Origin of the sequence: Actinoallomurus sp. CA-142502 (assembly GCF_050936355.1) — a bacterium.
Lineage (GTDB): Bacteria > Actinomycetota > Actinomycetes > Streptosporangiales > Streptosporangiaceae > Actinoallomurus > Actinoallomurus iriomotensis.
The window spans coordinates 10923945-10950835 of record NZ_JBNJMY010000001.1 but is presented as its reverse complement, the minus strand read 5'-3'; the positions used below and the strand labels follow the sequence as shown (position 1 = coordinate 10950835).

29 protein-coding genes and 1 pseudogene are annotated in these 26891 nt (G+C 68.6%); 16 read left to right on the top strand and 14 right to left on the bottom strand.

Features of this window, described 5'->3' with window-relative positions; all coding sequences use genetic code 11:
• Positions 1-97: 97 nt before the first annotated feature.
• Positions 98-2230, top strand: coding sequence for a (Fe-S)-binding protein (locus ACQEV1_RS51545; RefSeq protein WP_285629460.1), 2133 nt, complete (start codon positions 98-100; stop codon positions 2228-2230).
• Between the two features lie 50 nt (positions 2231-2280).
• Here the strand turns inward: ACQEV1_RS51545 and ACQEV1_RS51540 are convergent, their stop codons facing one another.
• Positions 2281-2727, bottom strand: a complete 447-nt coding sequence (locus ACQEV1_RS51540) for a DUF6210 family protein (RefSeq protein ID WP_433405550.1) — start codon at positions 2725-2727, stop codon at positions 2281-2283.
• Positions 2728-2804: 77 nt separating this feature from the next.
• Here ACQEV1_RS51540 and lepB point away from each other — a divergent pair, with 77 nt between their 5' ends.
• The gene (gene lepB, locus ACQEV1_RS51535) at positions 2805-3305 is read left to right on the top strand and encodes a signal peptidase I (RefSeq protein WP_433405548.1); all 501 of its coding nucleotides are present in this window, start codon (positions 2805-2807) and stop codon (positions 3303-3305) included.
• Positions 3306-3318: 13 nt separating this feature from the next.
• Here the strand turns inward: lepB and ACQEV1_RS51530 are convergent, their stop codons facing one another.
• Entirely contained in the window at positions 3319-4266 is a 948-nt protein-coding gene (locus ACQEV1_RS51530) for a phosphotransferase (RefSeq protein ID WP_433405546.1), read from the bottom strand.
• A gap of 67 nt (positions 4267-4333) precedes the next feature.
• Between ACQEV1_RS51530 and ACQEV1_RS51525 the strand changes: the two genes are divergently transcribed.
• Complete coding sequence (locus ACQEV1_RS51525) at positions 4334-4747, top strand: hypothetical protein (RefSeq protein WP_433405543.1); 414 nt, start codon at positions 4334-4336, stop codon at positions 4745-4747.
• A 3-nt stretch (positions 4748-4750) separates the two neighbouring features.
• Here the strand turns inward: ACQEV1_RS51525 and ACQEV1_RS51520 are convergent, their stop codons facing one another.
• Together ACQEV1_RS51520 and ACQEV1_RS51515 are read right to left on the bottom strand one after the other, a co-directional pair.
• Positions 4751-6268, bottom strand: a complete 1518-nt coding sequence (locus ACQEV1_RS51520; protein ID WP_433405540.1) for an alpha/beta fold hydrolase — start codon at positions 6266-6268, stop codon at positions 4751-4753.
• 14 nt (positions 6269-6282) lie between these two features.
• A complete protein-coding gene (locus ACQEV1_RS51515; protein WP_433405537.1) occupies positions 6283-7233 on the bottom strand; it encodes a serine hydrolase domain-containing protein in 951 nt (316 codons plus the stop codon).
• A gap of 189 nt (positions 7234-7422) precedes the next feature.
• Here ACQEV1_RS51515 and ACQEV1_RS51510 point away from each other — a divergent pair, with 189 nt between their 5' ends.
• Positions 7423-8208, top strand: coding sequence for a transglycosylase family protein (locus ACQEV1_RS51510; RefSeq protein WP_285629467.1), 786 nt, complete (start codon positions 7423-7425; stop codon positions 8206-8208).
• Between the two features lie 11 nt (positions 8209-8219).
• Here the strand turns inward: ACQEV1_RS51510 and ACQEV1_RS51505 are convergent, their stop codons facing one another.
• The 5 genes from ACQEV1_RS51505 to ACQEV1_RS51485 all read right to left on the bottom strand — a co-directional run bounded on the left by ACQEV1_RS51505 (position 8220) and on the right by ACQEV1_RS51485 (position 12235).
• The gene (locus tag ACQEV1_RS51505; RefSeq protein ID WP_433405534.1) at positions 8220-9263 is read right to left on the bottom strand and encodes a hypothetical protein; all 1044 of its coding nucleotides are present in this window, start codon (positions 9261-9263) and stop codon (positions 8220-8222) included.
• Positions 9260-9601 carry a VOC family protein gene (locus tag ACQEV1_RS51500; protein ID WP_285582123.1) on the bottom strand — a complete coding sequence of 114 codons (342 nt, stop codon included), beginning with the start codon at positions 9599-9601 and terminating at the stop codon, positions 9260-9262. Before ACQEV1_RS51500 ends, ACQEV1_RS51505 begins: the two co-directional genes overlap by 4 nt.
• Positions 9602-9755: 154 nt before the next feature.
• Positions 9756-10253: an EXPERA domain-containing protein gene (locus ACQEV1_RS51495; protein WP_285629470.1), complete on the bottom strand. Its 498-nt coding sequence runs from the start codon at positions 10251-10253 to the stop codon at positions 9756-9758.
• 52 nt (positions 10254-10305) lie between these two features.
• The gene (locus ACQEV1_RS51490; protein ID WP_285629471.1) at positions 10306-10860 is read right to left on the bottom strand and encodes a DinB family protein; all 555 of its coding nucleotides are present in this window, start codon (positions 10858-10860) and stop codon (positions 10306-10308) included.
• On the bottom strand, positions 10793-12235 hold the full coding sequence (locus ACQEV1_RS51485; RefSeq protein WP_433405530.1) for an MFS transporter: 1443 nt from the start codon (positions 12233-12235) through the stop codon (positions 10793-10795). The genes ACQEV1_RS51490 and ACQEV1_RS51485 overlap by 68 nt, the downstream gene beginning before the upstream one ends.
• Positions 12236-12382: 147 nt before the next feature.
• Here ACQEV1_RS51485 and ACQEV1_RS51480 point away from each other — a divergent pair, with 147 nt between their 5' ends.
• The 3 genes from ACQEV1_RS51480 to ACQEV1_RS51470 are packed head-to-tail and all read left to right on the top strand — an operon-like array spanning position 12383 to position 13568.
• Positions 12383-12796 carry a MerR family transcriptional regulator gene (locus ACQEV1_RS51480; RefSeq protein WP_433405527.1) on the top strand — a complete coding sequence of 138 codons (414 nt, stop codon included), beginning with the start codon at positions 12383-12385 and terminating at the stop codon, positions 12794-12796.
• A 56-nt stretch (positions 12797-12852) separates the two neighbouring features.
• Positions 12853-13320, top strand: coding sequence for a hypothetical protein (locus ACQEV1_RS51475; protein ID WP_433405524.1), 468 nt, complete (start codon positions 12853-12855; stop codon positions 13318-13320).
• A 47-nt stretch (positions 13321-13367) separates the two neighbouring features.
• Positions 13368-13568 (top strand): DNA-binding protein, encoded by a 201-nt coding sequence (locus ACQEV1_RS51470; RefSeq protein ID WP_433405522.1) that lies wholly within the window; start codon positions 13368-13370, stop codon positions 13566-13568.
• Between the two features lie 15 nt (positions 13569-13583).
• On the opposite strand, the gene ACQEV1_RS51465 is transcribed toward ACQEV1_RS51470, so the two are convergent.
• From ACQEV1_RS51465 to ACQEV1_RS51455, 3 genes are all read right to left on the bottom strand, one after another.
• On the bottom strand, positions 13584-14048 hold the full coding sequence (locus ACQEV1_RS51465; protein WP_433405519.1) for a nucleotidyltransferase domain-containing protein: 465 nt from the start codon (positions 14046-14048) through the stop codon (positions 13584-13586).
• Positions 14049-14114: 66 nt separating this feature from the next.
• Positions 14115-14429, bottom strand: coding sequence for a hypothetical protein (locus tag ACQEV1_RS51460; protein WP_433405517.1), 315 nt, complete (start codon positions 14427-14429; stop codon positions 14115-14117).
• A 112-nt stretch (positions 14430-14541) separates the two neighbouring features.
• Positions 14542-15753 (bottom strand): hypothetical protein, encoded by a 1212-nt coding sequence (locus ACQEV1_RS51455; protein WP_433405514.1) that lies wholly within the window; start codon positions 15751-15753, stop codon positions 14542-14544.
• 171 nt (positions 15754-15924) lie between these two features.
• Between ACQEV1_RS51455 and ACQEV1_RS51450 the strand changes: the two genes are divergently transcribed.
• The 3 genes from ACQEV1_RS51450 to ACQEV1_RS51440 all read left to right on the top strand — a co-directional run bounded on the left by ACQEV1_RS51450 (position 15925) and on the right by ACQEV1_RS51440 (position 17743).
• Positions 15925-16725, top strand: a complete 801-nt coding sequence (locus tag ACQEV1_RS51450) for an alpha/beta fold hydrolase (RefSeq protein WP_433405512.1) — start codon at positions 15925-15927, stop codon at positions 16723-16725.
• A 105-nt stretch (positions 16726-16830) separates the two neighbouring features.
• Positions 16831-17313, top strand: a complete 483-nt coding sequence (locus ACQEV1_RS51445) for a DinB family protein (RefSeq protein ID WP_433405509.1) — start codon at positions 16831-16833, stop codon at positions 17311-17313.
• A 43-nt stretch (positions 17314-17356) separates the two neighbouring features.
• Positions 17357-17743 (top strand): RidA family protein, encoded by a 387-nt coding sequence (locus tag ACQEV1_RS51440; protein ID WP_285629484.1) that lies wholly within the window; start codon positions 17357-17359, stop codon positions 17741-17743.
• 355 nt (positions 17744-18098) lie between these two features.
• Here the strand turns inward: ACQEV1_RS51440 and ACQEV1_RS51435 are convergent, their stop codons facing one another.
• Positions 18099-19028: an NADP-dependent oxidoreductase gene (locus tag ACQEV1_RS51435; protein ID WP_433405505.1), complete on the bottom strand. Its 930-nt coding sequence runs from the start codon at positions 19026-19028 to the stop codon at positions 18099-18101.
• A 72-nt stretch (positions 19029-19100) separates the two neighbouring features.
• Here ACQEV1_RS51435 and ACQEV1_RS51430 point away from each other — a divergent pair, with 72 nt between their 5' ends.
• The 6 genes and pseudogenes from ACQEV1_RS51430 (at position 19101) to ACQEV1_RS51405 (ending at position 25254) form a co-directional block, all read left to right on the top strand.
• Entirely contained in the window at positions 19101-19481 is a 381-nt protein-coding gene (locus tag ACQEV1_RS51430; RefSeq protein WP_433405502.1) for a winged helix-turn-helix transcriptional regulator, read from the top strand.
• Between the two features lie 310 nt (positions 19482-19791).
• Positions 19792-21045, top strand: coding sequence for an MFS transporter (locus ACQEV1_RS51425; protein WP_433405499.1), 1254 nt, complete (start codon positions 19792-19794; stop codon positions 21043-21045).
• Between the two features lie 696 nt (positions 21046-21741).
• Positions 21742-22602: a class I SAM-dependent methyltransferase gene (locus ACQEV1_RS51420; protein WP_433405498.1), complete on the top strand. Its 861-nt coding sequence runs from the start codon at positions 21742-21744 to the stop codon at positions 22600-22602.
• A 598-nt stretch (positions 22603-23200) separates the two neighbouring features.
• A complete protein-coding gene (locus ACQEV1_RS51415; RefSeq protein WP_433405495.1) occupies positions 23201-23860 on the top strand; it encodes a hypothetical protein in 660 nt (219 codons plus the stop codon).
• 58 nt (positions 23861-23918) lie between these two features.
• Positions 23919-24482, top strand: a pseudogene (locus ACQEV1_RS51410) (tyrosine-type recombinase/integrase); the annotation flags it as partial.
• A 292-nt stretch (positions 24483-24774) separates the two neighbouring features.
• Positions 24775-25254: an immunity 26/phosphotriesterase HocA family protein gene (locus tag ACQEV1_RS51405; protein WP_433405492.1), complete on the top strand. Its 480-nt coding sequence runs from the start codon at positions 24775-24777 to the stop codon at positions 25252-25254.
• A 350-nt stretch (positions 25255-25604) separates the two neighbouring features.
• On the opposite strand, the gene ACQEV1_RS51400 is transcribed toward ACQEV1_RS51405, so the two are convergent.
• Positions 25605-26111: a hypothetical protein gene (locus tag ACQEV1_RS51400; protein WP_433405489.1), complete on the bottom strand. Its 507-nt coding sequence runs from the start codon at positions 26109-26111 to the stop codon at positions 25605-25607.
• Positions 26112-26891: the final 780 nt, after the last annotated feature.

Here is a 26891-nt window from a genome sequence, read left to right as displayed (position 1 = left end):
GATCGGTAGTATGCGGAGCGTTGTCCGTGGCTGTCAGTCGCCGGTCATACGCTGACTGCACAGCGCCGCAACCAGGCCGTACCGGAAGGACGGAAACGTGGTTATCAGGTTGATCATCGGGCTCGCGGCCACCGTGGTCGCGCTCGCGCTCGCCGGGCGGCGGGTCCGGTTCCTCTACCGCGTGGCGATGAGCGGCCAGCCCGCTCCCGACCGGTTGGCCTCGGCCAAGGACAACGTCGGCGACGAGGTCAAGGGTCAGGTCGTGGAGGTCCTCGGGCAGCGCAAGCTGCTCAAGTGGACCGTGCCCGGCCTCGCTCACTTCTTCGTGATGTGGGCGTTCATCATCCTCATCACCGTCTACATCGAGGCGTACGGCGCGCTGCTCACCGGGCTCGACTTTCACATCCCGGTGGTCGGCAAGTGGGACGCGCTGGGCTTCCTGCAGGACTTCATCGCCGTCGCCGCCTTCCTCGGGCTGGTGGTCTTCAGCGTCATCCGGCTGAAGAACTCCCCGAAGCGGCTCGACCGCAAGTCCCGGTTCAAGGGCTCCCACCTGGGCGGTGCCTGGCTCGTCCTGTTCATGATCTTCAACGTCGTGTGGACGATGTTCCTGTTCCGCGGCGCGGGCGTCGCCACGGGCAACTTCCCGTACGGCGACGGCGCCTTCATGTCCCACCTGGTGGGCAGCGCGCTCAAGCCGGCCGGACACGACGTCAACGAGGCCCTGGAGTCGGTCGGCCTGCTGCTGCACATCGGCGTCATGCTGATCTTCCTGATCATCGTGCTGAACTCCAAGCACCTGCACATCTTCCTGGCGCCGCTCAACGTCATGTTCAAGCGCCGTCCCGACGCGCTCGGCCCGGTGCCGCCGATGATGAGCGACGGCAAGCCGATCGACTTCGAGGAGGCCGACCCCGACGAGGACACCTTCGGCCGCGGCAAGATCGAGGACTTCACCTGGAAGGGCTTCCTCGACTTCGCCTCCTGTACGGAGTGCGGCCGCTGCCAGTCGCAGTGCCCCGCGTGGAACACCGGCAAGCCGCTGTCGCCCAAGACGCTCATCATGGACCTGCGCGACCACGCCCTGGCCAAGGCGCCGTACCTCCTCGCCGCCGAGGACGAGCGCGACAACCTGCCCGAAGACGTGCTCAAGGAGGCCGGCCGGCCGCTCGTCGGCGACGCCGAGTCCATGGGCGTCATCGACCCCGACGTGCTGTGGTCCTGCACCAACTGCGGCGCCTGCGTCGAGCAGTGCCCGGTGGACATCGAGCACATCGACCACATCGTCGACATGCGCCGCTACCAGGTCATGATCGAGTCGAGCTTCCCGTCGGAGGCCGGCGTCATGCTGAAGAACCTGGAGAACAAGGGCAACCCCTGGGGCATGTCCGAGATGAAGCGCGCCGAGTGGATCGAGGAGCTGGACTTCGAGGTCCCGATGGTCGACGACAAGCTCCCCGAGGACACCGAATACCTCTTCTGGGTCGGCTGCGCGGGCGCGCTGGAGGACCGCGCGAAGAAGACCACCAAGGCGGTCGCGGAGCTGCTGCACATCGCGGGCGTGAAGTTCGCCGTCCTCGGCCCGATGGAGGCCTGCTCCGGCGACCCGGCCAGGCGGCTGGGCATGGAGTTCATCTTCCAGATGCTCGCCCAGCAGAACATCGAGACGCTCAACGACGCCGGCGTCAAGAAGATCGTCGCGACCTGCCCGCACTGCTTCAACACGCTGTCCAACGAGTACCCGCAGCTCGGCGGCACGTACGAGGTGGTGCACCACACCCAGCTGCTGTCCCACCTGGTCGAGACCGGCAAGCTCACCCCGGTCACGCCGGTCGAGGAGAAGATCACCTACCACGACCCGTGCTTCCTGGGCCGGCACAACAAGGTCTACTCCCAGCCCCGCGACATCATGGCCAAGGTCCCGGGCGTGCAGACCCAGGAGATGCACCGCTGCAAGGAGCGCGGCTTCTGCTGCGGCGCCGGCGGCGCCCGCATGTGGATGGAAGAGCGCATCGGCAAGCGCATCAACACCGAACGCGTCGACGAGGCCCTGGAGACCGACCCGGACACCGTGTCCACGGCCTGCCCGTTCTGCCTGGTGATGCTCGGCGACGCGATCAACGAGAAGAAGTCCGCGGGCGACGCGAAGGACTCCCTGGAGGTCGTCGACGTGTCCCAGCTGCTGATCCGCTCCATCAAGGGCGAGCCCGCGCCCGCCGCGACGGAGTAACGACGCGAGCGCCCGGTCGCGGTCGCCGTCCCGACGACCGCGACCGGGCGTCAGTCGGAGCTCTGCCAGACCAGGACGCCGGGGCCGTCGGCGGTGAGCACCGGGATCCACGCCTCGTCCAGGTCGCCGAGCCGGCTCTCGTCCAGCTCCAGCGCCTGCGGACCATCGCCGTCCACGCCATCCGGGCCGGCGGCCGATCTCCAGAAGACGATCTTCGCCACCGCGCCGCGCAGCCGTCGCACCTCGTCCTCGGTCCAGGACCGCCCCTCCGCGCCGGCGCCGCGAAGGCGACGTTCGAAGAACGTGCGCAGCTCGGCCAGCGCCGGGGCGCTCCGCACCGGGACCAGGTAACCCTCGACGTGGCTCGACCGAGTCGCCGTTCCGCCGTACTGCTGCTCGTAGCAGATCCCTGTGAGGGCCCGGACGATGACGTACGACCAGTCGCGTCCCTGCGTCCCGTCCGGATCCAGGAAGACGTACCGCCGCGCGAGCACCATGAACGGGCAGTATCCCAGGATCCCGGTCTTTCGTACGTGATCATTCCGTGACGGGAGTGGGGATAGTCTCCGTGCTCATGAGAAACCGAGTGATCGCCATGGCGACCCTCCTATGGCTGGTCACGGGATGCGCGCCGGCGAGCGCGGCGCTGCACGGATATCACCGGTACACCAATCCGAGTGTCGCGATGGAGCCCACACTCCGGGCGAACCAGACGTTCAGCGCCCGGCCCGTCCAGCACGGCAAATACGTGCCGAAGCGCGGGGACGTGGTGGTGTTCACCATGCCGAGCTGGACCCCGGACGGCCGGGGCACGCAGCCCTTCGTCAAGCGGGTCGTGGCGATCGCCGGCGACCGGATCGGCTGCTGCTCGGGCGGCCGGATCACGCTGAACGGCACGCCACTGGCCGAGCCGTACCTCGCGCCGGACACTTCTGAGACGGCCTTCGGCACCGTGGCGATCCCGCCCGGTCAGATGTGGCTGATGGGCGACAATCGCGACAGTTCGGCGGACTCTCGTATGGGTCGCGGCCCCGTTCCGGCCTCCGCGGTCATCGGCGTGGCGGTGCTCAAGTGACGCCGGCGCCGCGTCAGGGCGGGTCCAGCGCCCACCAGCGCGCGGCGAGCGCGTCGAGCGTGGGTTCCGGTGGCGCGGGCATCTCCTCCAGGTACCAGGCCAGATCGCTGTAGCGGTGCAGCAGCGTGTAGGCGAGAAGCCGCCGCTGCAACGCGGCGTCGAGCCGGTCGTCGGGATGGCCGTAGGCGGTGAGGAGGCGGCGTAGGAAGCGCGCGTCGCCCTGGGCGACGAAGACGCCGACCGAGACGAACTCATAGTTCCGGTCGCCCACCATGGCGGGCTCGAAGTCGTAGAGGCCCGAAAGCGACCAGCCGGCCGGTCCCCGAGTGACGAGGAGATGTTCGCGCATGACCTCGGTGTGCAGGAGGACCGGAGGTGACGGCGGCAGCGGCACCGAGTCGAGGAAATCGGGGATCTGTGCCAGCCACCGCGGCGCCAGCCCGCGGGCGCGCTGGCGCTCGACGCAACCGGCTCGCTGGTCGGCGACGAAGCGGTGCCAGTCCGGCGGCCCGAGCGCCGGGACGGTGATCTCGTGCAGGGCGGCGAGGGCACACCCGAGCTGTTCGGCGATCGCGTCGCGGTCCCGCTCGTCCATGCGTGACCAGACCTCGGTCAGCGGTTCGCCGCCCAACCGCGTCATGAGCACGTAGCGCCAGCCCTCGAACTCGCCGGCCGCCTCTACTCGTGGCGTCGGCACCGGCAGCCGGCCGTCGATCACCCGCAGCACGTGGTCCTCGACCTGCCCGTTGTCCCGGCAGGTCGGCGGATAGAGCTTGAGCACGAGCCGGTCCCCGACCGCGTAGACGGGCAGCGAGCCACCCGGAAAGCGCGTGACGTCCGCCCCGCCGTGTCCGAGCCGACGGCACAGTGCGAGGACGCCCGGCCGCAGGTGAGCCTCGTCCCGGCGTACGGCGGCGAACCGCGCCTCGGTCTCCGCCGCCGGGAGCGCATGGTTCGTCACCTCGCCACCGTACGGTTGGGGCGGGCGACCGTTCACTCCTTTTTCGCCCGCACCGGCAGGAGGGCTCATGCGTACGAGGTTGCGGAGGCTGCGTACCCGCGGACGGGAGTTCGTGTGGAAGGCCGACATCCGCTGCGTCCGCGGCGAGCGTGACTGCCACCGGTGCATCCGCGTACGCGCGTGGGGCGCCGGGAAGAACAGCCGCGCGCTGCAGGCGGACCTGCTGTCGAAGAGCTGGGGATCGCCCTGGGGCGCCTGCGCGACCGACGGCGCCTACCCGGAGCCGGGCGACGTACGATCCCTGATCGAGTACGCCCTGGCCCACGGGTGGGCCCCCGATGTCGTCGGCGGCACGCACTTCCTGACCGAACGGGAGCACCCGGCGTTCGAGCTGCCCGGCTTCCTCCTCACCGACCGGCTCCGCGTCCCCACCGCGCCGGACCCCACCGACCGCGTCATCCGCGCCGCCGAAGCGGACTGACCCTCAGTGCTCTGCCGGGCAGACGAGGTCCCGGGCGGGCAACCGTCCCGTCGCCAGGTAGTCGTTCACCCGGTCGCGGACGCACAGGTTGGGGTATCCGCGCTGGTAGGGCGCGTGGACATCGGCGTCCCGCAGGGTGATCATCCGGGAGCCCGGCAGCAGCCGGTGGACCGTCCGGTTGCGTTCGTACGGGGTGCGGGTGTCGCCGGTCGCGGCGACCATGAGCGCGGGCAGGGGGCCGCCGAGGCTGGTCGGCGGCTCGGCGGGCCGCGTCGGCCAGAACGCGCAGGGGCCGATGTCGTAGCTCATCGACGCGAAGACCGGGCTGTCGCGCCGGTGTCGCCGGACGTCCCGCCAGTAGCCGGCGGGGTCGCGGGGCGCGGCCACATCTCCGCAGATGATGGCGGCCTGACCGCTGCCGTCGCGCGAGTCCGTACCGGTCAGCACGTAGGCGAGCTCATCGTCGAGCGCCGGGGTGGGCCGTACGGGCCGGCCGGCGGCGGCCTGCGCGAGTACGCGGACGGAGTCGGCGAGAGTGGCCCTGGCCTCCTCCTCGTCGGTGCCGAGGTTGTCGGCCAGCACGACCGGCAGCATCGTGTCGTCGAGGCGGTAGCGGCCGACGACGAGCGGAGAGTGGGCGGACGCCGCGAGGATCCGGTGCACGGTGGCCAGCACTTCGGCACGGGTGCCGCCGAGCCCGTACGTCGCGTGGCGCCCGGCCGCCCACGCCGCCCAGTCGGAGAGCGCCCGCTCGTTCGCCTGTTCGGTGCCCGCCAGCAGCCGTGGTCCCCAGGAGGCCCCGTCCTGTGAGCTGTCGAGGACGACGCGGTCCAGGCGCCCCGGGAACATGGCCGCGTAGACCTGGCCGAGGTACGTCCCGTACGACGCGCCGTTGTAGGACACCTTTCGCTCGCCGAGCGCCCCGCGGACGACGTCCAGGTCGCGGGCGATGTTCGGCGTGCTGATGTACGGCAGGACGGCGCCGTTGGTCCGCGCGCACCGTGCCGCCAGGTCCTCGGCGAAGCCGACGGAACCCTCGAAGGACCGGCGCGTCTCACCCGCACCCCTGATCCACGTCGCGCTGGGCCAGCCGCAGTCCACCGCCCCGCTGCGACCGAGAGAGCGCGGATCCACGCCCACCAGGTCATAGCGCGGGCCGGCCGCGCCCATGAGTTCGCGCATGTACGGCGGCAGGTCGATGGAGGGCCCGGGGCCGCCCCCGTTGAGGATCATCGTCCCGATCCGGTGCCCGGTGTCGGACGCCGCGAGCCGGGAGATCGCGACCGTCATGGTGCGTCCCTCCGGGTGGGCGTAGTCGAGCGGGACGGTCACGTCCGCGCAGCGGGCACCGGCCGCGTCGAGCTGAGCGCCGACCTCGTCACCCGGACCGAGCGTGCAGGCCTTCCAGGCGAGCCGCTGATGGTAGAACCGGCCGAGGCCGCCGTCCGAGGCCGAGGCGGGGGTCACCGATGACACGACCACCGCGGAGACGGCCGCGGCGGCCCATCGGATCCTTCTCATCGTCGCTCCGTTCGTCATGAGTCGCACAGGGCGGTCTGGATGAGGTTCAGCTCGTCGTCGAAGGCTTCTTGCGTGGACGGGTTCTCGTTGAAGGCGATCGCGACGCGGCGTCCGGACGGTGCGACCCCGGAGATCGCGGTGAACCCGTCGATGTCGCCCGCGTGCCCCCACCAGACGCCGCCGCACCGCAGCGGCGTCCGGATCAGGCCCAGGCCGTACTCCGCGCCCGGCCACAGCCGATCGGGATCGCCGGGTACGGCGCGTTCCATCTCGGCGAGCATCGCCGCGGGCAGCAGCCGCCCGCCGAGCAGGGCTCCGTAGAACGTGCTCACGTCGCGGGGGCTGGAGATCAGGGCACCGCCGGCCCAGGCCACGGTCGTGTTCATCGCGGTGGTGTCGGCCCACTCGGCCTGCCCGCCCCGCTCCTCCCGCACGTAGCCGCGCGGATGCGGACCCCGGATGCCGAGTTCGTCGCCTGGCCAGTAGAAGGTGTCCATGTGGTCGGGCAGCCCGCTGGTGTGCCGCAGCAGGCTCCGTACGGTCACCCGGCGTCCGTCGTAGCCGTCTCGGTCCAGCAGTCCCGGCAGGTAGCGCTCGACCGGAGCGTCGAGCGAGATCCGGCCCTCCGCCGCCAGCGCGAGCACCGTGACCGCCGTGAACGACTTGGTGATGCTGCCGATCCGTCCCCGTAGGTCCGCCCGCATCGGACGCCCCGTCCGCCGGTCGGCCACCCCGCTCGCGTCCGTCCACGCCCCGCACCCGGGGTCGTCCACGCGTACGGCGGCGCCGGTCAGCCCATGCCGGTGCGTCATGCGCTCCAGGACGCGATGGGTGGCGGCGTGGCCCCCGCATTCCCGATGGTCCGCCCGCGCGGACGCCGGTACGACGCCGACGGCCGCGGCGCCCACCGCCAGCACCACGATCGCCCGCCTGCCGAGCCGTCGCTCTCTGGTCCTCATCGCCATGCGGCTCGACACTAGGCAGCCACGCTCCGCGGCACACTGCGGTGATCACCCGTATGACGACTCGGGACAGCGGGCTCATCGACGGTGGGGCCAACCCCCGCCAAGTTTCCTGTTCACCGCAAAAGGCTTCATTTGCTCCGCTATGGTGCTCCCCGGTACGCGGGGGGCTGCCGATATGCAGGAGGAGTCGTGCGCCTTTCCGTGGTCATCACCGGTCTCGCGTTGCTCGCGGTCGCCGCGACCGCGTCCGGATGCGGATCGTCGAAGCCGGAGCAGGCGAAGGCCGCGGTGGTGCCAAGCCCGACGCCCACCCCGCGGAAGGTCGTCGTGGTGGTCGACCACAAGAAGAAGGCCGAGACCATGACCACGGCCGGGACCGTACGCGCGGTGCTCGCCCAGGTGGGCGTGCAGCTCGGCCCGCACGACCTGGTGACCCCGCCCGCCGACGCCGCACCGGCCGCGACCGTCAAGGTGCTCCGGCTGCTGTCCGACCCGGTGACCAAGGTCGTCAAGATCCCGGCACCGATCGTGCGGAAGAAGAGCAGCAAGGTCCCGGCCTTCAGCCAGAAGGTGCTGCGGAAGGGCCGCACCGGCCTCAAGCAGGTGCAGGTCGCGTACGTCCGGCGGAAGGGCAAGAAGGTCAAGGCGATCATCGCCCAGAAGATCAAACGCAAGCCGGTATCGCAGATCATCGCCGTCGGGCCGCAGCCGACGGGCGTCGGCTCCGCCGCCCGGCTCAACTGGAGCGGCTTGGCGAAGTGCGAGTCGGGCGGAAATCCCCGCGCGGTCAACCCCGCCGGTTACTACGGGCTGTACCAGTTCAACCGGCAGTCGTGGGCGACGGTCGGCGGCTCGGGACTGCCGAGCCAGGCCTCCGCGGCCGAGCAGACCTACCGCGCCCAGCTCCTCTACAACCGGGTGAACGGCAACTGGCAGGGCCAGTGGCCGAACTGCGGTCGCTACCTCTTCAGCTGAATCGGGGAAGGTCAGCAGGCCAGTTCCTCCTGCGTGCCGGTGAAGCTCAGCGGCAGGGTCTCGACGGCGTGGGTGGCGATCGTGATGCGGAAGGACCTGTCTCCGCCCGCCACGAGCAGGTGCGCGCCGTCGCCCTCGCGGCAGATCGCGTCGCCCAGGAGGTTCGCCGGCGTCGGTGGCTTGCCGGGCACCTCCGCCGCCTCGTAGTGCCGCTCGAACAGGACGCGGGCCGCGCCACCTCCGGAGACCGGCGCCGCGATCACCCGATCGACCGCGCGTGGAGGGTGGCTGTGGTCGTGGGTGATGAAGTACGTCTGCGTGCCGTCGCCGCTCAGCGTGCCCGCCTCGGCGTCCACGTCGCCGTACCATCCGGTCGCGGGCACCACCAGGCGGCTGTCCCGGGCCAGGTCGTGTGCGGTGCCGGTGTCGACCACGCGGATGCCGGGGCCGGCGCGCTGCGCCAGCCGCAGGGTGCGTCCGTTCGCCGCCCAGGAGAGACCGACGATTTCACTCCAGCCGCGGTCCGCCCAGAGGGTCGTCCTCGGCCGTCCGGTGGCGCCGGTCACCACCACCCCATAGGCCATCCCACCTTTGCCGGGGCGGCTGGTGGGGAAGGCGAACCGGGTGCCGTCGGGGGTGACGGCGATAGCGTCGACCGCGTCGTCGGCCGAGGTCATGCCGGGTACCGGCGCCAGCTCAACGATCTTTCCGTGCTCGTCGACGCGTATCCGGTAGAGGCGCATGTGGGCCCGATCGGTCGTCAGCCCCCTGAGAAAGAAGATCCGGGACGGCCGTCCGGGCGATACGCCGGCCGTCACCGTGCTCCAGTCGCAGATGCCGGCGGGACGCCTCACCAACGCGACCTGCCGCCCGGCGGCGGTCAGCAGCCGAGCCACTCCGTCACCGCAGACGGCGCCGCCGGACGACCGTACGGCCAGCACGTAGTGAGCTCTCTCCGGGGCGTGGCCGTCCTGGCACGCGCCGGTCGCTAACAGCACCGACACTGCCGGGACCAGCGCCGAGAGGGAGCTCTGCCGGCCGCGGTTCCCGGTCACAGGGGGGCGCCGCCGAACCCGATCTCGTTTCCGTCGGGATCGCGGTAGGTGGTCTTGCGCACGCCGTTCGCGTAGGTCTCCTGCACCGCCGGCTCCAGCCCCCGTTCGGCGATCCCCGCGACGAGCGCGTCGTGGTCCTGCGCGAAGATCGTGTGCAGGGCGTGGCCGGCGTGCTCGGGCCGCCGCACGATGTAGACGTACCGGTGCTCGGCGACCTCCCACACGGCCTCCGTGTCATTCGGGAAGAACGCCGGCGGCGCACCCAGCAGCCGCTCGTACCACTCGAGGGCCGCGGCGTAGTCGGTGACCGGGATTCCCGCGAACAAGTCCAGAGTCATGAGGCGATCGTAGAAATGTCCTCGGCGCCGTAACCAGACTTATGCGAATCGGCATCGGCCGAGGAGGCGTTCGCCGACCTCGGTGATCTCCTCGCCGCCGCCATCCTGAGCACCCGCGACCGCCACCACCGGAGGCGATCGGCACGCCCCCGGGTCAGAAACGACGGGTGAACGGGGACGCCGCGCGCATCCGGATCAGCAGCAGGAGCGGCACCAGGACGTACGGCAGGTTGAACGCGAGGAACTTCGCCGGGTTGCCGGTGCGCGTGGCCGGGTCGCCGAAGAACTCCACGCCGAACACGACGATGCCGGTCAGCGTGACGATCATCGTGGCGTAGATCACCGCCGGCAGCTGGATCCAGTTCTTCCCGGTCACCAGAGCGAACACGAGCACGACGTAGAACGGCATGTAGACGAACGCCGAGAGCCCGGTGACGATCCGCATCCAGTCCGGCGGGTGCATGAACAGCGGGTCGGCGTCATGGGCGTACCAGTAGTTGGAGTCGACGAAGAAGTCGCCGGTCGGCCGGGAGAAGTTCACGCCCACGGTCGGCAGCAGGTCGCTGATCAGCGACGTCACCGTGAAGGCCGCGAACAGCACCGCGAAGAAGATGTCGACCTTCCGGTCGCGCAGCGGCAGCGACACGCTCATGACGCCGATCTTAGGCATGCCGCCCTTCTACGCATACGGGTTGTTCAACGCCTCACTGGCCCACGCGACCGTCGATGCACTCCCGCAGCAGATCCGCGTGGCCGCAGTGCCGGGCGTACTCCTCGATCCGGTGGACCAGCAGTTCCCGGACCGCGATGGCGTCCTTGCCCAGCCGTACGCCCAGATCCGGATGCTCGGCCAGTGCGGCGTCGGTGGCCGCCTGCTCGCGGGCCAGGTCGGCGTACGCGGCGTCGACCACCGCCTGGTCGGCGACCGCTCCCTCGAAGTCCCCGTCGCCGTAGAGCTTCGGCGGCGGGTCACCGGGCAGGACCCAGCCGCGCCAGTCCCGCTCCACCTCGGCGAGGTGCCGCAGCAGGCCGAGCAGCGACATGGTCGACGGCGGCACCGACCGGCGGGCCAGCTGTTCGGCGTCGAGGCCCTCGCACTTCATCAGCAGAGTGTGCCGGTAGTTCGTCAGGTAGTCCTGCAGCGTCGCCGGCTCGCCGTCCGGACTGGCTCCGGCGTTGTCGCGGGGATCATCATCCGGATCCACCCACATGTCCGGGTAGACGTTCGCCTGGCTCCAGCGTTCGGGTCGGTCGCTCACCCGGGCCATGGTGGTCCTCGGGTGCCTGGTTCGCCAGCGAATTTCCGTTGCGGCTCCGGACGAGCCACAGGCCGGTCAGGATCGCGCCGGCCGCGGTGACGACGCCTGCGGCGAGGAACGCGGTGTCGAGTCCGGTCCCGAAGGGGGCCCCGTGGCTCTGCCGGGTACGGACGACGGCGCCGAGCACCGCGACTCCCAGAATCGCGCCGATCTGCCGGGCGGTGCTGCTGACGCCGGAGGCCAGGCCACTGTCCTGAGGGTTCACCGAGGACACGGCCGCGCCGGTCAGCGGCGACATCGCCAGACCGAAGCCGACGCCGACGACGGCCAGCCGCCACCACACGGTGCCGTAGCCGGTGGCGTGATGGACCGTGGACAGTGTCAGGAGTCCGACCGCCGCGAGCGCCAGTCCGGCGGTGACCACGACCCGGAAGCCGAATCGGGCGGCGACGCGACCGGCGTACGGCCCAATGATCACCATGGCCAGCGAGCAGGGCAGGGTCTGAACACCGGCCGACAGGACAGAACGCCCTTGGACGAAGACGAAGAACTGCGAGAAGAAGAACGCCGAACCCATCAGGGCGAAGCCGACCACGGCCATGGCGGTGTTGGACACGGTGAACAGCCGGCGCCGGAACAGCCGCAGCGGCAGCATCGGTGTCATCACGCGCGCTTCGACGGCGACGAACGACGCCAGCAGGACGGCGGCCACGGCGAGAGCGCCGAGGATCAGCGGTGAGGTCCACCCGTGGTCGCCCGCCGCGATGAGGCCGAAGGTGAGCGCGCCGACGCCGAGAATCGACAGTGCCTGGCCGGCGATGTCCAGCGTGGGCGCCGCCGGGTTGCGAGACTCGTCCAGCACTCGCATTCCGGCCAGCAGCGATATAAGGCCGATCGGCACATTGACCAGGAAAATGCTGGGCCAGCCGAACGCGTCGGTGAGGATGCCGCCGGCCACCGGACCGGCGGCCATTCCGACGCCGCTCAGGCCCGCCCACAGCCCGATCGCCTTCACCCGTTCCTGCGGTCGCGGGTACGCCGAGGCCAGCAAGGCGAGCGAGGCGGGACTCAACGCCGCGGCCCCGACGCCCTGCAGAACGCGCGCGGCGACCAGCCAGCCGAGCGTCGGGGCGACACTGCACAACAGCGACGCCAGCGTGAACACCGCCACACCGGTCAGGAACACTCGTCTGCGACCGAGACGGTCGGCGAGCACGCCACCGGCCAGCAGCAGCATCGCGACCACGAGCACATAGGCGTCCACGATCCACTGCAGGCCGGTGAGGGTGGTGCGCAACTTGAGTTGCATGGCGGGCAGGGCCGCACCGACGATGGTGTTGTCGAGCAGCACCATGAACTGACCGACGCAGGTCAACGCCAGCAATATGGCTCTGTTCGGCCGAACGTCTTCGGACACGGGCGATTCCCTTCTTCCCGACCGGCGGAACGTGGACGCTAACGATTGACATCGATGTCACCTCAAGCCCGGCCGAGGGTGCGGATCCAGAGACAGGAGTCTGTGATGCGGATCGGTGAGCTGTCGCGTCTGTCCGGGGCGAGCCCGCGTTCGATCAGGCACTACGAATCGGTGGGGCTGCTGTCGTCGGGACGCGACAGCCGCGGGTACCGCGACTTCGATGAGAGCGCGGTCGCGCAGATCGCGAAGATCAAGCTGTTGCTGGGAGTCGGCCTCGACATCACCGACATCGTCGTGATGCTCCCCAGCGCGGACACTTCCGAGGTCGTCTACTGTGCGCGCGCCCAGGAGCGCATCGATGAGCAGATAGTCCGCATCGAGCGCCAGCAGGCGCTGCTGAGCGAGGCCAGGTCGCTACTTCTGGAGCTGCAGCGCGTCGGACAGGTCACCGCCACCGTCCGCCCGCCCGCCGAGCCCATCCGAGCGGTCAGCGGGAACAGGACCGCGGGCATCCGCTGACCGCCCGCTCGGAGTACGACGCCAACGGTTCGGCGGACGCGGACGTCCTACAGATCATGAGCCAGGACTCGCCCCCGGTGCCGGATTACGGGACCCGAATCGGCTTGGGATGCGCCCTGCTGATCCTCAGCCCGCTGATCGGCGCCGCGCTCGCCCTCCTTCAGAACGCGAACATCGAGGACGCCTGGGTCCACTGCTCGGGGCTGGCGCCCGAGGTGGCGAACGACATCGCCGACACGGGACAGGTCTGGCTCGGCTCGCTGGTGCTCCGCGCCATCGGCTATTCGCTGTGTCCGCCGGTGGGGATCATCGTCGGTCTGTGGATCTGCCGCCGGCGTACCCGCGTGGTCAGGGTGACCGTCGCCTGCGCGCTGGCCCTGGTCATCTGCGCCCTAGCGTTCTGGGGCGACTACGCCCTCAACAACGGCATGACGCATGGCTTCTACCTGCCGTCCCTGTGCCCGGGCGGCCGTCCGCCGTGGTGGCCGGCATGGCTTCCCCTACGGATCACCGGGCACCGATGAATATCCGGCGCGTACGAAGTCTGTGCCCTGAACGTAAGGAGCAGAGTATGGCGACAGAGCCGGACACAGGCTTTCCCGCAGGTATCCCCGCGCCCGCGATCCGGGCACTCCACGCCGCTGGGTACCTCGACCTCGGGCAGCTCGCGGACGTGCCCGCCGCAGAGTTGCGGAAACTCCACGGGGTGGGTCCGAAGGCGTTGCGACTGCTGCAGGAGGCTCTCCAGCGGCACGGCCTGTCACTCGGCTGACGCCGTCCCGCGTGATCAGGACTGGCACGCTCGCCGCAGCCGGGTCAGGGCGCCTTCGGGGTCGTGCAGGATTCGCACGCCGTCGGTCACCACGCGGCGCGTGCCGGGATCGACGGGGTCGGTGCGCGCCCAATCGGAAGAACCGATGTTGAGCTCGACCTCGAGTCCGGCGCCGGTGAGAAACCGCCGTTCGGTGATGGGGCCCCACGTCTGGACTCTGGTCAGTTCGCCGAGGTCCAGCTCGTCGGCCCAGGTGCCATCGGCGTAGCGGTCGATCTCCTTGGTGAGCAGGATGAGATCGAGGTCGGAGTCCGGTCCGGCCGCGTCCCGGGCGTAGGAGCCGGCCAGGAGCAGCCCGAGAACGTCGTCACGCTCGGCCGCCCAGCGGGTGACCCGCGCGATCACGTTCTCGACGTCAACGGCACCCTCGGCCGGAACGGCAACCGAGCCGGCCGCCGGGCGTTCATCACGCTGGGTCACTTCTGCTCCTCGGTACGCAGGCCGGCGGGCTCTGGAAGCGGTCACTACATCGTGAGCCGCGTACGGCTAGGGCACAGCCCGCCTGGCGGCGTTGATCAACTCTGCCATCTTGATCAGACGGCGGACGTACGCCGCGGACTCGCCACGCAGGCGGGGAAGAATCCTTCGGAGATCCCGGGCGCAGACCTGTAGTGCGCGGAACCGGTCGTCGTCCAGTGCGCCGCGGCTTTTCACATAGGCCGAGACGCATCCGGCCATCGCACCGTCGATCTCGACGACATCCTCGTCACGGTCGTCCACCCGGTAAAGATCGTCAGGCCACGTTGCACCGACGTGTTCGGCCCACAACACCGCGACTTCGTTGAAGATCGCCTCGTTCATCCAGCCGAGCCTACGGTCGTGATCGCCCCTTCTGAACGAGCGCCCGGGCCGGCGATTCAGCCGAGATATCCAGCCCATTTCACCTGACCGTTGAGCGCGCGGCCAGAGGCGCTCAGAGCGAAGCGATCGGGATCTCGGCCGTCCAGTAGGAGTTCGGCGGCCGGTGCGCCTTCTTCAGCCGCAGCCGTTCCTTGCGGTACAGCGCGAGCGAGTCGGTGACGGCATCAGGCAGGTCGGCCAGGTCGTCCGGTACGGGAACGGTCAGGACGAGGTTGTCCTTCTCGTGTACGAGGACCAGCTGCCCGGCGGGATCGAACTCCCTCAACTGGAACCGCGCGAGCGGCTTGTGCTCCTTGTCGTCGGTGGACAGCCGCGCCGTCCTCCTACCAGCGTCGTCGAACACGTACAGGCCGAACGTGTTGAGGTGGAAGATGCGACGCCGCGCCTGGTCCACGACCACGTCGTACCGGACGCCCCGGCTGGCCGAGTCGCGATAGGTGTGCAGATCCAGCTGGCCCAGGAGCTTCCCGCCGGCGTCCACCAGGGCGAACACGAACTCGCAGCCCCGCGTGTAGGCCTTCTTCTTCCACCCGACGGTCAGTACGACGAAGGTCGAGTCGTCGATCGGCACGGCGTCGTACAGCCAGGCATGACGCGGTCCACCCGGTCCGGGGCGCTCCGCCCAGATCTGCTCGTCGAGTTCGGTGAGGGCCTCGCCCTCGCCCGAGGCGCCGTTCGGTGGGCAGTAAAAGGCCCAACGCGTGCTTCCGTTCGGCTTCCGCAACAGCGCGGTCACGGCCGTCAGCGGGGGCATCACCGCTCCCACCGGTTCGGTCGAGACGGCCACGACGTTCTCGCCGATCAGGCACAGTGCTCGCCCGGACGGCGTCAGCCGGGTACGGAACGCCCAGTGCGGCTTCTCTCCCGATCCCGGTGCGGTGACCTCCTCGGCCGAGCCGAGCGCCGCGTCGAGGACGAACGCCTGGTTGCTCTTCGTGGAGAACAGAACCCTCCCGTCCGGGAGAACGCACAGCGAGGCCTGCGGGTAGAGCGCGCCCACATTCTTGCTCGCCCACCGTACGAAGACCTGGTTGATCGGCTCGCCGTCCGGGCCGTACCGGCTCACCACATGACCGGCGACCATGTCCCGCTCGTCCGTGCTGTCATACCGGTAGTAGTTGTAGGCGAGGTCCGACAACACGTAGCGGTCCCCTCCCGGCCCCGTGCACACCGATCGGTGCGTCCACTCGAACGTGTTGTCCAGGTCGATCTCCCGGTCGCGCACGAGCGTCTTGGAGAGCTGGATCGGGTACACACGGGTCATTGGTCGTTCTTCCTCGCCTTCGGCCGGCTACGAAGAACTTGGAGCGGTCGGACGACGATTCGGTTCCGGGCGCGGAGCTTCTCACGGAAGCCGTCAGCGGTCGGTGCGCCCATGGTCAGCGAGCGCGAACAGAGTGCTGTTCATCGAGACGCACCTGACGGAGGTTCGATCATGGACGGCACCAGCGTCACCGCGATCCGCGGCGAGTTCCCCATCGACGGCCGCCGACTGTCCTACCTGGACTTCGGCGGACCGGGCCGGCCGCTGCTGGCCCTGCACGGCCACCTGTACGAGGGCCGGACCTGGGAGCAACTGGCCGAGGCACTGGCGCCGCAGTGGCGGGTCATCGCACCCGACCAGCGCGGGCACGGCGACTCCGACCGGGCCGCCTCCTACACCCGCGAGGACTACGTCGCCGACACGATCGCCCTCCTGGACCACCTGGGGATCGAGCAGGTCGTGACGCTCGGCCACTCCGGCGGCGGCATCACCGCCTTCCAGATCGCCGCCCGGCACCCCGAGCGCGTGTCGGCCATCGTCAACGTCGAGGGCCCGGTCCGCGATCTCGATGACGGCCCCAGCGCGCTCTCGTTCGTCCTGTCGATGCCGTACACGGCTCCCGACCGGCAGGCGCTCCTGGACGCCATCGGCCCGCTGGCCCCGATGCTCGGCGACAAACTGCGCCCCACCGCCGACGGCGGCTGGCGTCTGCCGTTCCACCCGCAGGACACCATCGCCTCAGAGCAGGGAACATACGGCGACCACTGGGCCGACTGGACCTCCACCGGGTGCCCCGCCCTGTTCGTGCTGGCCCGCGACAGCCAGGTCATCACCCCAGAGGAAGGCCGGCAGATCGTCACCCGCCGTGCCAACACGCGACTCGCCGAACTCGACGGCGACCACTTCGCCCACACCACCGACCCGGATGGCTTCGCCGCCGTCGTCAAGGACTTCCTGGACACCCTCGCCTGACCGTTCGCCGGGGATCCGCACGGCCGTTGCCGATCCCCGCTCACGCCCCGAAGATTGTCGGCCCGGCCTGCTAGCGTCCGAGCGATCGGGAAGGGCGTGGACTGGATGGACGACGCTGAGAAGAACGCACTGTTGATGTTCTTGGAGGCGCAACGCGCGAGCGTTCTGGCGATCATCGACGGGCTCGACGATGAGGCCTTGACGATCCCGGTACGGCCTCTGGGGTGGACGCCTCTGGGTCTCGTGGAGCACCTTGGTCACGCCGAGCGGCACTGGTTCCAGGAGATCGCCACCGGTTCCGCCGAGCCGCTGCCGTGGCCCGACGACCACACGCCACTGACCACCTCACGGCCACCATCGGTGGTCTTCGCGTTCTACCGCACTCAGTGCGAGCGCTCGAACGCGATCCTCGCCTCGATGCCACTGTCGACGCCCCCGCGCGGACGTCACCCCGATCCACTCGGAAAAGAAATCACCGACCTACGCCGCATCGTCCTCCACATGATCGAGGAAACCGCGCGCCATGCCGGCCACCTCGACATCGCGCGCGAGCTACTCGACGGAAAGACGGGGCTCGGACCCCGATAAGGGCTGCCGATCCAGTCGGTGGAAGTCTGATAAAAGATCACACATGGTACGACTTACTGCCGTCGATCCGATCGATGCTCCCGAAGCTGCCGGAGGATACACACAGGCGCTGTCAGTCGAAGCAGGCTCTCGTCTGTTGTTCATCAGCGGCCAGATCCCGGAGACGCGTGAAGGCGAGGTCCCGCAGGAATTCGAGGGCCAGTGCCGACTCGTCTGGACCAACATCCTCGCCGCACTCCGCGAAGCCAATCTTGATGTGTCCAACCTGGTGAAAGTAACGACCTTTTTGTCCGACCGCCGCTATGCGGACATCAACTCACGAGTACGGCGCGAGATCCTCGGTGAGCACCGCCCCGCTCTCACCGTGATCATCGCGGAGATCTACGACAGCCAGTGGCTCCTCGAAATCGAGGCGATCGCCGCTGGGTGATCTGGCCGTCCCCGGGCAACGGACGTCTGTCAGTCCGTCGCGGGCAGAAGAAGCCAGCGCGCGAAACACCCGTCATCGCCGAGCTCGGTGTACCACCGAATGCGAAGCATGTACTCGCCTCGGACCATGGCGAGCATGAGGCCAGGGTCGAGTCCTCGTGACATCGGTGGCCTCGTGACGGGAGGCGGCCTCGGGTTCGCGCGCACCAGTTCGGCACCGTGCGGCCCCACGCCGTCCATGGCGGCACTGAACAACGCGAGATCGCCGCTGCGTACCTCGACCACGTCACCGGCATCGTCATTGCCGACGGGAACACAGTATGAAGCGTCGGCGTGATGAGCCCGGTCTCATGGGATCAGACGGTGAGGACGAGCTTGCCCTGGAGGTGACCGCCGTCGAGCAGCCGGTGCGCGTCGGCGATGCGCTCGAACGGGAACGTCTCCTGCACGTGGACCCGGAGCCTGCCCTGTTCGACGAGCCCGACGAGACCTCGCAGGGCGACTGGATCGGGGGCGACCGCGATGCCGCTGAAGCGCATGCCGGCCGCCTCGTACCTGGCGGCTAGCTCCAAATCCTCCTCGGCGACCGCCGTCACCAGGTGACCGCCTGGGCGGAGCACTTCGAGCGACCGTTCGACGGTGTCGCCGCCGATCGTGTCGAGCACGATGTCGATGTCGCGGACCGCCTTGGTGAAGTCGACCGCCGTGTAGTCGATCACCTCGTCGGCGCCGAACCCCTCGACGAACTTCCGCTTGCTCCCGCTGGCGGTCGCGATCACGTGCGCGCCGAGCGCTTTCGCGATCTGGATCGCGACGTGACCGACCCCGCCACCGCCGCCGTGGACCAGGACCCGGTCGCCCTCGGTCACGCCGCCGAGGTCGACGAGGCCCTGCCACGCCGTCAGCCCGACGACCGGCAGTGCCGACGCCTCGACGTGCGAGAGCGACGCCGGCTTGTGTGCCAGGTGCAACGCCGGCGCCGACACGACCTCGGCGTACGCGCTCGCCGCCCGCGGGAACAGCGGCATCCCGAACACCTCGTCGCCGGGCCTGAACCGCCACGTCTGCGGCGCCTCCTCGACCACGCCGCTGATGTCCCAGCCGAGGATGAACGGCGGCTTGCCGATCAGCGGGAACTCGCCGGCGCGCAGGCGCGCCTCCAGCGGGTTCAGGCCGATCGCCTTGACGCGAACGAGAACCTCGGTCGGGAGGGGCTGGGGCTCGGGCGCGTCCACGATGGTGAGCACCTCGGGACCGCCGAGCGTCTGCTGGGTGATGACTCGCATGGCTCTCCTGGCTTTGGAGGGGGAGAGACCAGGCTATTTTTCCGATAGGAACCGCCAGGTACCTTTGGCGCCATGAGCAGTTTCGGTCCCGGTGGTCCCTTTCTCGCCGACTGTCCGGCGCGTCTGACGGTCGAGCTGATCGCCGACAAGTGGACGGTGGTCGTGCTCTACGGCCTCAGCAAGGGCCCGGTGCGCCATGGCGAGCTGATCGAGCTGATCGGCGGTATCTCCCGCAAGATGCTCACCCAGACGCTCCGGCGGCTGGAGGCGCACGGACTCATCCGCCGCCACGCCTACGCCGAGGTGCCGCCCCGTGTCGAGTACGAGCTCACCCCGCTCGGAGCGACGCTGATCGATCCGATCCACACGCTGACCGAGTGGGCGAGGACGAACGGCGACGCAGTGCTCGAAGCGCTCGACGCCGATCCCGAGCCGGCCGCCCGCGGCGACTGAGGCTTCCGACCTTACGGCTGGCCGGTTCTCCGCGAGCCTGGCAAGTTGCGCCGCGTGTCTGACGCCCGCATACTGCGGTGTGTCAGAGCCGACCACGGAGGTACAGCGATAATTATCAAGGCCGTCCACGCCGCCGCGTCATCCGTGCGATTCGCCTGAGCCTGGATCTTCTTCCACCCACCCGGTCTGGAGCAACAGCCCATAGGAGAGGCTGAGCGCAGGCGTATACGGGTTGCTTCAGGGCCTTCGCGCGCGGGACGCCGCGGCTGCAGCGTTCAATCGTCGCAGCTCCGCGTGGAGGCCTTCTTTCATGCCTGTTTTCTCGGGTGGCCGCCGTATCCCGGCGCACCCGGTTCGTCCTTCGTTCCGTGATCCGCGCTTCGCCCTCCTGCTGGTCGGCCAGTCGGTCGGCTGGGTCTGCAGCTGGGCGGCGTCCCTTGTCCTGTGGGGATTCGCCGCCTACCACTTCGGCGCCGACCCGGCGGGCATCTCGCTCACGGCTCTGTGCTGGTCGGGTCCGCCCGTAGTCCTCACCGCGTTCACCGGCGGTCTCACCGACCGGTTCGGCCCGCGGACCATGCTGATCATCGGCTACACATGCTCCGCCGGCACGTCGCTGGGGATGTCCGTCTCGGGATCGCTGACGTCCCTGGACATCATGGCACTCGCCTGCGGTGCCGCCCGGTCACTGTGCAGCCCCGCGAGCAGTGCGCTGCCGACACGAATCGTCAAGTCCGATGACTTGCTCGCCGCCAACTCCCTCCTCGGCGTCACCGCCTCGATCGGGCAGGTAGCAGGACCGCTGGCGGCCAGCGTCCTCATGGCCACCGCGGGATTCCGGATCGCGTTCACCGCCGACGCCATCATGTACCTGGTGGGCGCTCTGGTCCTCATTCCGCTTCCGGTTCTCCCGCTGCCGGAGGAGCCGAGGAATGCCGGGGCAATGGTCACCAGGCGTCCGGCGTACGGGCTGTCGTGGTTCCGTACCGCCACGGCGGGCGCGGTCGCGGTAGCCCGGGAGCCGCGACTGCGCGCCATCGCGCTGGCCCGGATGGGGGTGGGCTTCACATCCGGGGCGTTCCTGGTCATCGAGCCGCTTTACACACGGCACGTGCTGCACCAGCCGTCGTCCCAGTTCGCACGGTTCGAGGCGGCGATCGGGATCGGAGCGGTCGTGACCGGGCTGCTGCTCCCGGTCATTCGCCGCCGAGTACCGGGGATCCGGTCGCCAATGTGGCTCCTGACGGCAGGAGCGGTCAGCTGCGGGCTGGCGGCGGCGCTGTTCACGGGCACGCCGTGGGTTCTCGTTGCCTACCTGGGTGCGTTCGTCTGGGGTGTCTGCGGCACCGTGTTCTACGCGGTCGCGGCCACGACCTTGCAGCGGCTCGCCCCCGTGGGGAAATTGGGCCGGGTCTCGGGTGTGATCTCCACGGCCGAATCCACAACGGAGAGCCTCAGCATGCCGGCGGCGGGCGCACTCGTGGCCGTCGCCGGCCTTCAGCCGGGCGCGCTCATCTTGGCAGCGGTAGCCGTCGCGGCCGGGGCGGTGTGCCTGCTGAGATAGTCGGAAACTCGACTACGCGCTCGTGTCCGGTCTCTACGCGCTGCCGGGCATGAGCGCGCCACCCGCTGAAGGCTCCTGCGTCACCTGGGTCAACGAGGCCGAAACGGCGTAGTCGATTCCGACGGCACAGGGGCCGTAAGCGGTGACATGCGGCGGCTACGCGCCAGACAGAGCGTCGAATTTACACGGGGCGGCGGCTCGTACACTTGCCCGCGATCGGGCGTGCTTCCCAGCTCGCCACGGTTAGCCCGATGGGAACCGCCGCAGGGGCTCCGTGCCAAATCCGGCACGGCCTGGTGACTTCATGGGGTTCAGCGGGCCCCGGCTCGTCTCGCCTTTCGCGCCAGCCGACCGGAGTTCCTTCTGGTACTAGCCACCCAGCGTCAGCGTGGCCTCTTATCCCCTGCCCTCCCGTGCGCTCTTGACCTGCCGCGTCCGGAATTCGCCTTCTGGCCGCACATGGGTGGCTCCCGGACTGAGGCGGTATCTGGAGTGGTGGCTAAGCGGTCAGATCAAGCTATGAATCGGCCTATTGCCGAGCGCACAGATGGTCTTGCTTGGCTTCGCCTGGGACGTCGACGGGGGGATGGCCCAGCTTCCACCTCAACCAGTGACCACCCTGGCTTGCGCGCCGTGAGCGAGCCGTCCCCGAGTCGGAGTGCCCCCGCCGGAGGCAAGTAGTAAGAGTTCCTCGACATGAGCGGCGCTGCCGTCCCGATCGCGGGGTACCACCTCGGGCTGGACCCCGTGCTCCGCGAAGCCGAATATCTGGGTGACGCGCAAGAAGAGTCTGTCTACGGTGACGGCGTGAATCCGGCTGACTTCTACACGGGTATCGTCGCGGAGCTGTACGGGCCGCTGAAGTCTTTCTCTCAGGATCCCGAACCGTATGCGGCCTTCATCGAGCAAGTCGGCGCCCCGGCGCTGGAGTTGGGCTGCGGGGACGGTGATCCCCTGCTGGAGTTGCGTCGGCGCGGCCTGGAGGTCGAGGGCGTCGACTCCTCCGCCGACATGCTGGAGCGCCTCGGTCGCCGGGCGCACGAACAAGGGATCACGGCCACGGTGTTTCACCAGCGCATGGAGGCGTTGGAACTGCCCCGTCGCTATCGGGCGATCTTTTTGGCCGGACCGACCTTTACCCTGCTGCCAGACGACGTCGCCGCGCTGGCCTGCCTTCGTGGGATCCGGGCTCACCTGGCTGAGGGCGGCGCCGCCCTGGTGCCCCTGTTCGTCCCCTCTCCGACTCCGGCCGAGCAGATCGGCCGAGTCCGCACGTCGTTCGCAGCTGACGGTGCCGAGCTTCGGGTGTCCGTCGTCGCGGAGGAACGTGATGAGGTTGCGCGGACGCAGACGACGCTGCTGCGCTACGAACGCCACCGCGGCGCAGACCGCTCCGTCGCCGAGCGCCCATGGGTCCTGCACTGGTACTCCCGCTCCGGATTCGAGGCGCTGGCCGCATCCGCCGGCCTGACCGTGACCGCGGTCACCGATGACCACGGAAACCCTGCTCCTATCAGTGCCACCGACCTGAACTTCCGTCTTCGAACCACCGCCTGACCGTCCTTACAAGGACGCGCGGGAGTGGGGGAAGCCAACTGGCGGCCCTCCGCGCCTGACGCAGCGGCAGCGCGGGCGCGACGATGCGCTGAAGATCCTTCACGGCAGCGATTCGTGGGGGCGAAGCCCCTCACATCGGGGGTTCCAGGGGGTCGCCCCGCCTGGGCCAACACGAGCGGGTGACGGGAATCGAACCCGCACTACCGCTTGGGAAACGTAGGGATCTCGGCCGTCACGGGCGCTGACCTGGGCGTCGGTGTGCTCGTGAGTGACCGGCGTTGACCCTTGATCACCGGGGCTAATGGCACGACGATCACTCGGCTGCAAGTTCTGCGATGATGAGAGCGCTACGTACCTTCGCCCGCGAGGTGATCGTTTGAGGAAGGTGGCACTGCGTCCTCACGCACTGTTGCCTCGGCAGTACGACGAACGAAAAGTCCTGGCCACTACCGTGGACGCATGGGGCAGAGCCCTTTGGTTGCTCTGCCTCGACGCGGACGTCATAACGTCTTCGCGCGGAGAAACTCGATCTTGGCCACGGAACTACCCCTATGACGCGCTCCTCGTCACCAGCGATGCAGGGAGTGTGCGAGAACGTGTGCTGCGTGATGTGATTTTGCGGCCCCAGCACATAGACGCTCTGCCCAATGGCCGGCTCATCTTGCAGAGCCATGGTGCAGTGGGAGAACGGAACGCGCAGATATTCGGGGATGACGGCCGACCGCGACGCAGCTTTGTCATGGGCCGTGCCATCGAGTTCATGATGGCTGATCGACAGAACAACCTATGGAGCGCCTACTTCGACGAGGGGGTCTACTCCGACCCGATCAGCGCCGCAGGTCTGGTCCGCTGGGACAGCGATGGCGACCAGACATGGAGCTACTCGTCGCCACAGGGGGTGGAATACATTGACACCGTCTACACCTTCAACGTTGCCGAAAACGTCGCCTGGGCCATCTACTACCCCACGTTCCCGCTCCTCGAAGTGCACGCCGATGGGCATTTCCACCTGCGAAAGAACACCGTGGAACCTAGAGGCATGGCCGTCCGCGGCAGCGAGGCACTTATGCTCGGCTACGGCTCGCGGCTGCGCTACTGCGAGATGACCGGCCGCGAAGCCACCGTGGTCGGGGAAGCGGAAGTCACCATGCCCGACGGAACCCCACTCAAGCGGTACGCGCGACCCGTCGGGCGAGGAGGAAGCCTCTACCTGCGCGGCGATACTTCCGTCAGACAATGGTACGTACTGGCCATGTAGGGCCGATTCGACGTACCTCATGCCGTGCTGACGACAGGAAGGCACGAAGCGTGAGGACGACGCGCTGGTCTTCGCCGGGATCAAGGGCGGACCGCTCCGGCGGAGCAACTTCAACAAGCTGACTCGCTGGGTCGACGTCGTCCGCACGATGGGCGTTCCCGGCCTGCACTTCCATGACCTTCGGCACACCGGCAACACCCTCGCCGCCGACATGGGCGTCTCGCTGCGGACTCTGATGGCGCGCATGGGTCATGACAACGAGCGGGCGGCGCTGATCTACCAGCACGCGTCGAACCAGGCGGACCGGAAGATCGCCGAGGGCTCGACGCGTTGCTCAGGACAGCACGCGACGAGGACGACCCAGATGACGACGGGACCGCCGGCAGCCTGGTCTCCGTGGCCTAATGGCACGCTAATGGCACGGCGGGCGGAAAACCGCCTCGACAGCAAAGAGGCCCAGTGCCGGGATCATCTCCCTGACCTGGGCCTTCGGCGTGTGGAGCAGAATCGAACCCGCACTACCAGCTTGGGAATCGTCTGGTTCCGAGCCGTCACGGGCGCTGACCTGGACTTCGACATGACCACGAGTGACCGCTGTTCACCGTGGCTAATGGCTCGTTAATGGCCCGGACGGCCGAACCTGGACCCGGCCGACGGACCATTCTAATCCGTAGATACCCAAACGCTCTCCGAAGCCGTTCGGATCCGTCCGCAGGCTCGGCTGACGTCGTCTCGGTCGTCCAGATCCGTACGGCTCCACTCAAGATCGTTCGTCCCGGTGGCTCCCGCTGTGGCTCCCGGGAGCCACCGTCGCGCACCAGTCCCAAAGCCGAGCACACCAGGGCCGACGACGGACGGGAAGATCAGGCCTAGGGAGCCCACTGGGATTGGGGTACAGCTGACAGACTGGCCTGATGTACGAGCCGAACATGCGGATCCTGCGACCGTCGCGCCGGAAACTGCGCCCCGGGGATGTGTTCGCGCTGAAGCCCGACGAGTGCTACCTGTTCGGCCGGGTGATTTACACGGATATGCCCGCCGGCCCGATGGGGCCAGGCTCCAACCTCATCTACCTCTACGACGCCAGAGCCAACACCGAGACGCCGGACCTGTCCGCGCTGGTCACTGATCGGCTCCTCATCCCGCCGCAGATCATCAACAGGCTGCCTTGGTCGCGGGGGTATCTGATGACCGTGCATCACGCCGATCTTCAGCCTGGCGACGTGCTCCTCGATCACTGCTTCTTCGACTCGGCGCGCCGCCGGCACGTCGGCCTGGACGGCAAACCCCGCGACGCCGGCTTCGAACCGTGCGGGCGCTGGGGCCTCAACAGCTTCGCCAGCCTCGACGACACGATCAGCCGAGCTCTCGGGATCCCCCTGGCACCCGACTGAGCAAGCAAAGCCGCCTTAGCGGACCCGGCCGCAGCCGAACGCGCGGAACCATCACGGAACGGGCGACCCGATCGTGCTGGGTGGGGCCGTCTGTGCGCGGTCAACGGCTCGGCGCTAAGTGACCTGGTCACTCCACATGATCGAGTGGGAGTTCAGCCCGTCTGCGATCTGGTCGCTGTCCTAGATTGTCTCTCCTCGACGGCACCCACGGATTTACAGGACGCCATGGATCTCGGCGCCATTTCCTCGCTGACCTGCACGGCATCCCGGCCAGCGCCCCCGCTGCCGTCGATGCGTTCCGCTTATGTTCCGGATCTTGAAACAGGCGCCCAGGGCCTGTCCGTGTCGATCTAGAAGAAGCCGAAGAAGCGATCCCACCAGCTCGGCTGCCCGTGCGGTTCGCGACCAAGCCGAAAAAGTCGGCTCTGTCCGTCGTAGCGGCGGTCCAAGAGCTCTTCGGGCACGGCGACGAATCCCGCGTCGTGTACAGCGCGTTGCACCTTGGCCAGATCCTTGCCGTCCAGATCACCGAGCGCCTGTGCCTCGTCCAGGCCGAGGTAGGCACCAGGGTTCTCTGCGGTCACCAGCGCGAGCGGCTCGAACTTGCTCACGCACACGATGATCCTCGTCCCGCGCACGGTCGCTGGCGCGGGGATCTCGACGCGGCCGTACTCGCTGGAGTCCTGGTTGTTCCCCTCCGCTGGGCAACGGGTGTCGAAAGCACTCTCCAGGCCGGACGCAAGACGTTTCAAGGAAGCGGCAGCCTTGCTGTTGCTGTAGTCCGAGGGCCACTCCAACCACTCGGGATCATCGAGTCGATGTAGCAGCGCCACGAGGTCCGATTCATCCGTCGCCACCAGCCCAGCCTCGCACGGCCGAGTTATCTGCAACAGCAGGACCCGACGCCCTCTTCCAGCTTCGTAGCGACACCAGGGTTGTCAGCTTGGGAAGCGTAGGGATCTCGGCCGTCACGGGCGCTGACCTGGGCGTCAGTGTGCTCGTGAGTGACCGCTGTTGACCCTTGATCACCGGGGTTAATGGCACGCTAATGGCACGGACGGCCCATCGCGCACAGCGGTGAGTCATCCACTCCCGTCGTTTGACAGCAGCGCCCAGATACAGCTCTCAGGCTGGAGCGATGGGTGATTGGCTACGTGGAGAGTCCGTTGTCCTCTGATCTCGCTCGCCTCGTTGACGGCCGGCATCATCTCCGCATCCCCGATCGGGTGTATCTGGCCGTCTCGCCGGCGGAGCTCAAGCCGCTCGCCAGGGTTCCAGTCTCCCGAGCGCCAATGCCCCATCAACGCGGCCTTCCCGTAAGGCACCGGGATGACTCGCTTGACCCGAAAATGGAATGGCCCGCCCTGACCACGGCGGGCAATCGAATAGCGCTCTCCGCACTCACACCGTCGCTCCCACCACGTCGATGGCTCGTCGCCCATCCACCTAACCTCTCGCCGATCGCACTGGCGCGCACCTGCGCGCAGCCCTCGCCTGCCTGGTCATCCCGTCTGCCTTCGGCCCACCGCCCGCTCGGCTTGTCCTGGGACGAAGGCGGCCGGGATAACCAGGCTTCGACCTCAACCACCCACCCAGCTCAGCCCCGTCACCGCGGCCATCCCGGAGCGTGAGACCCC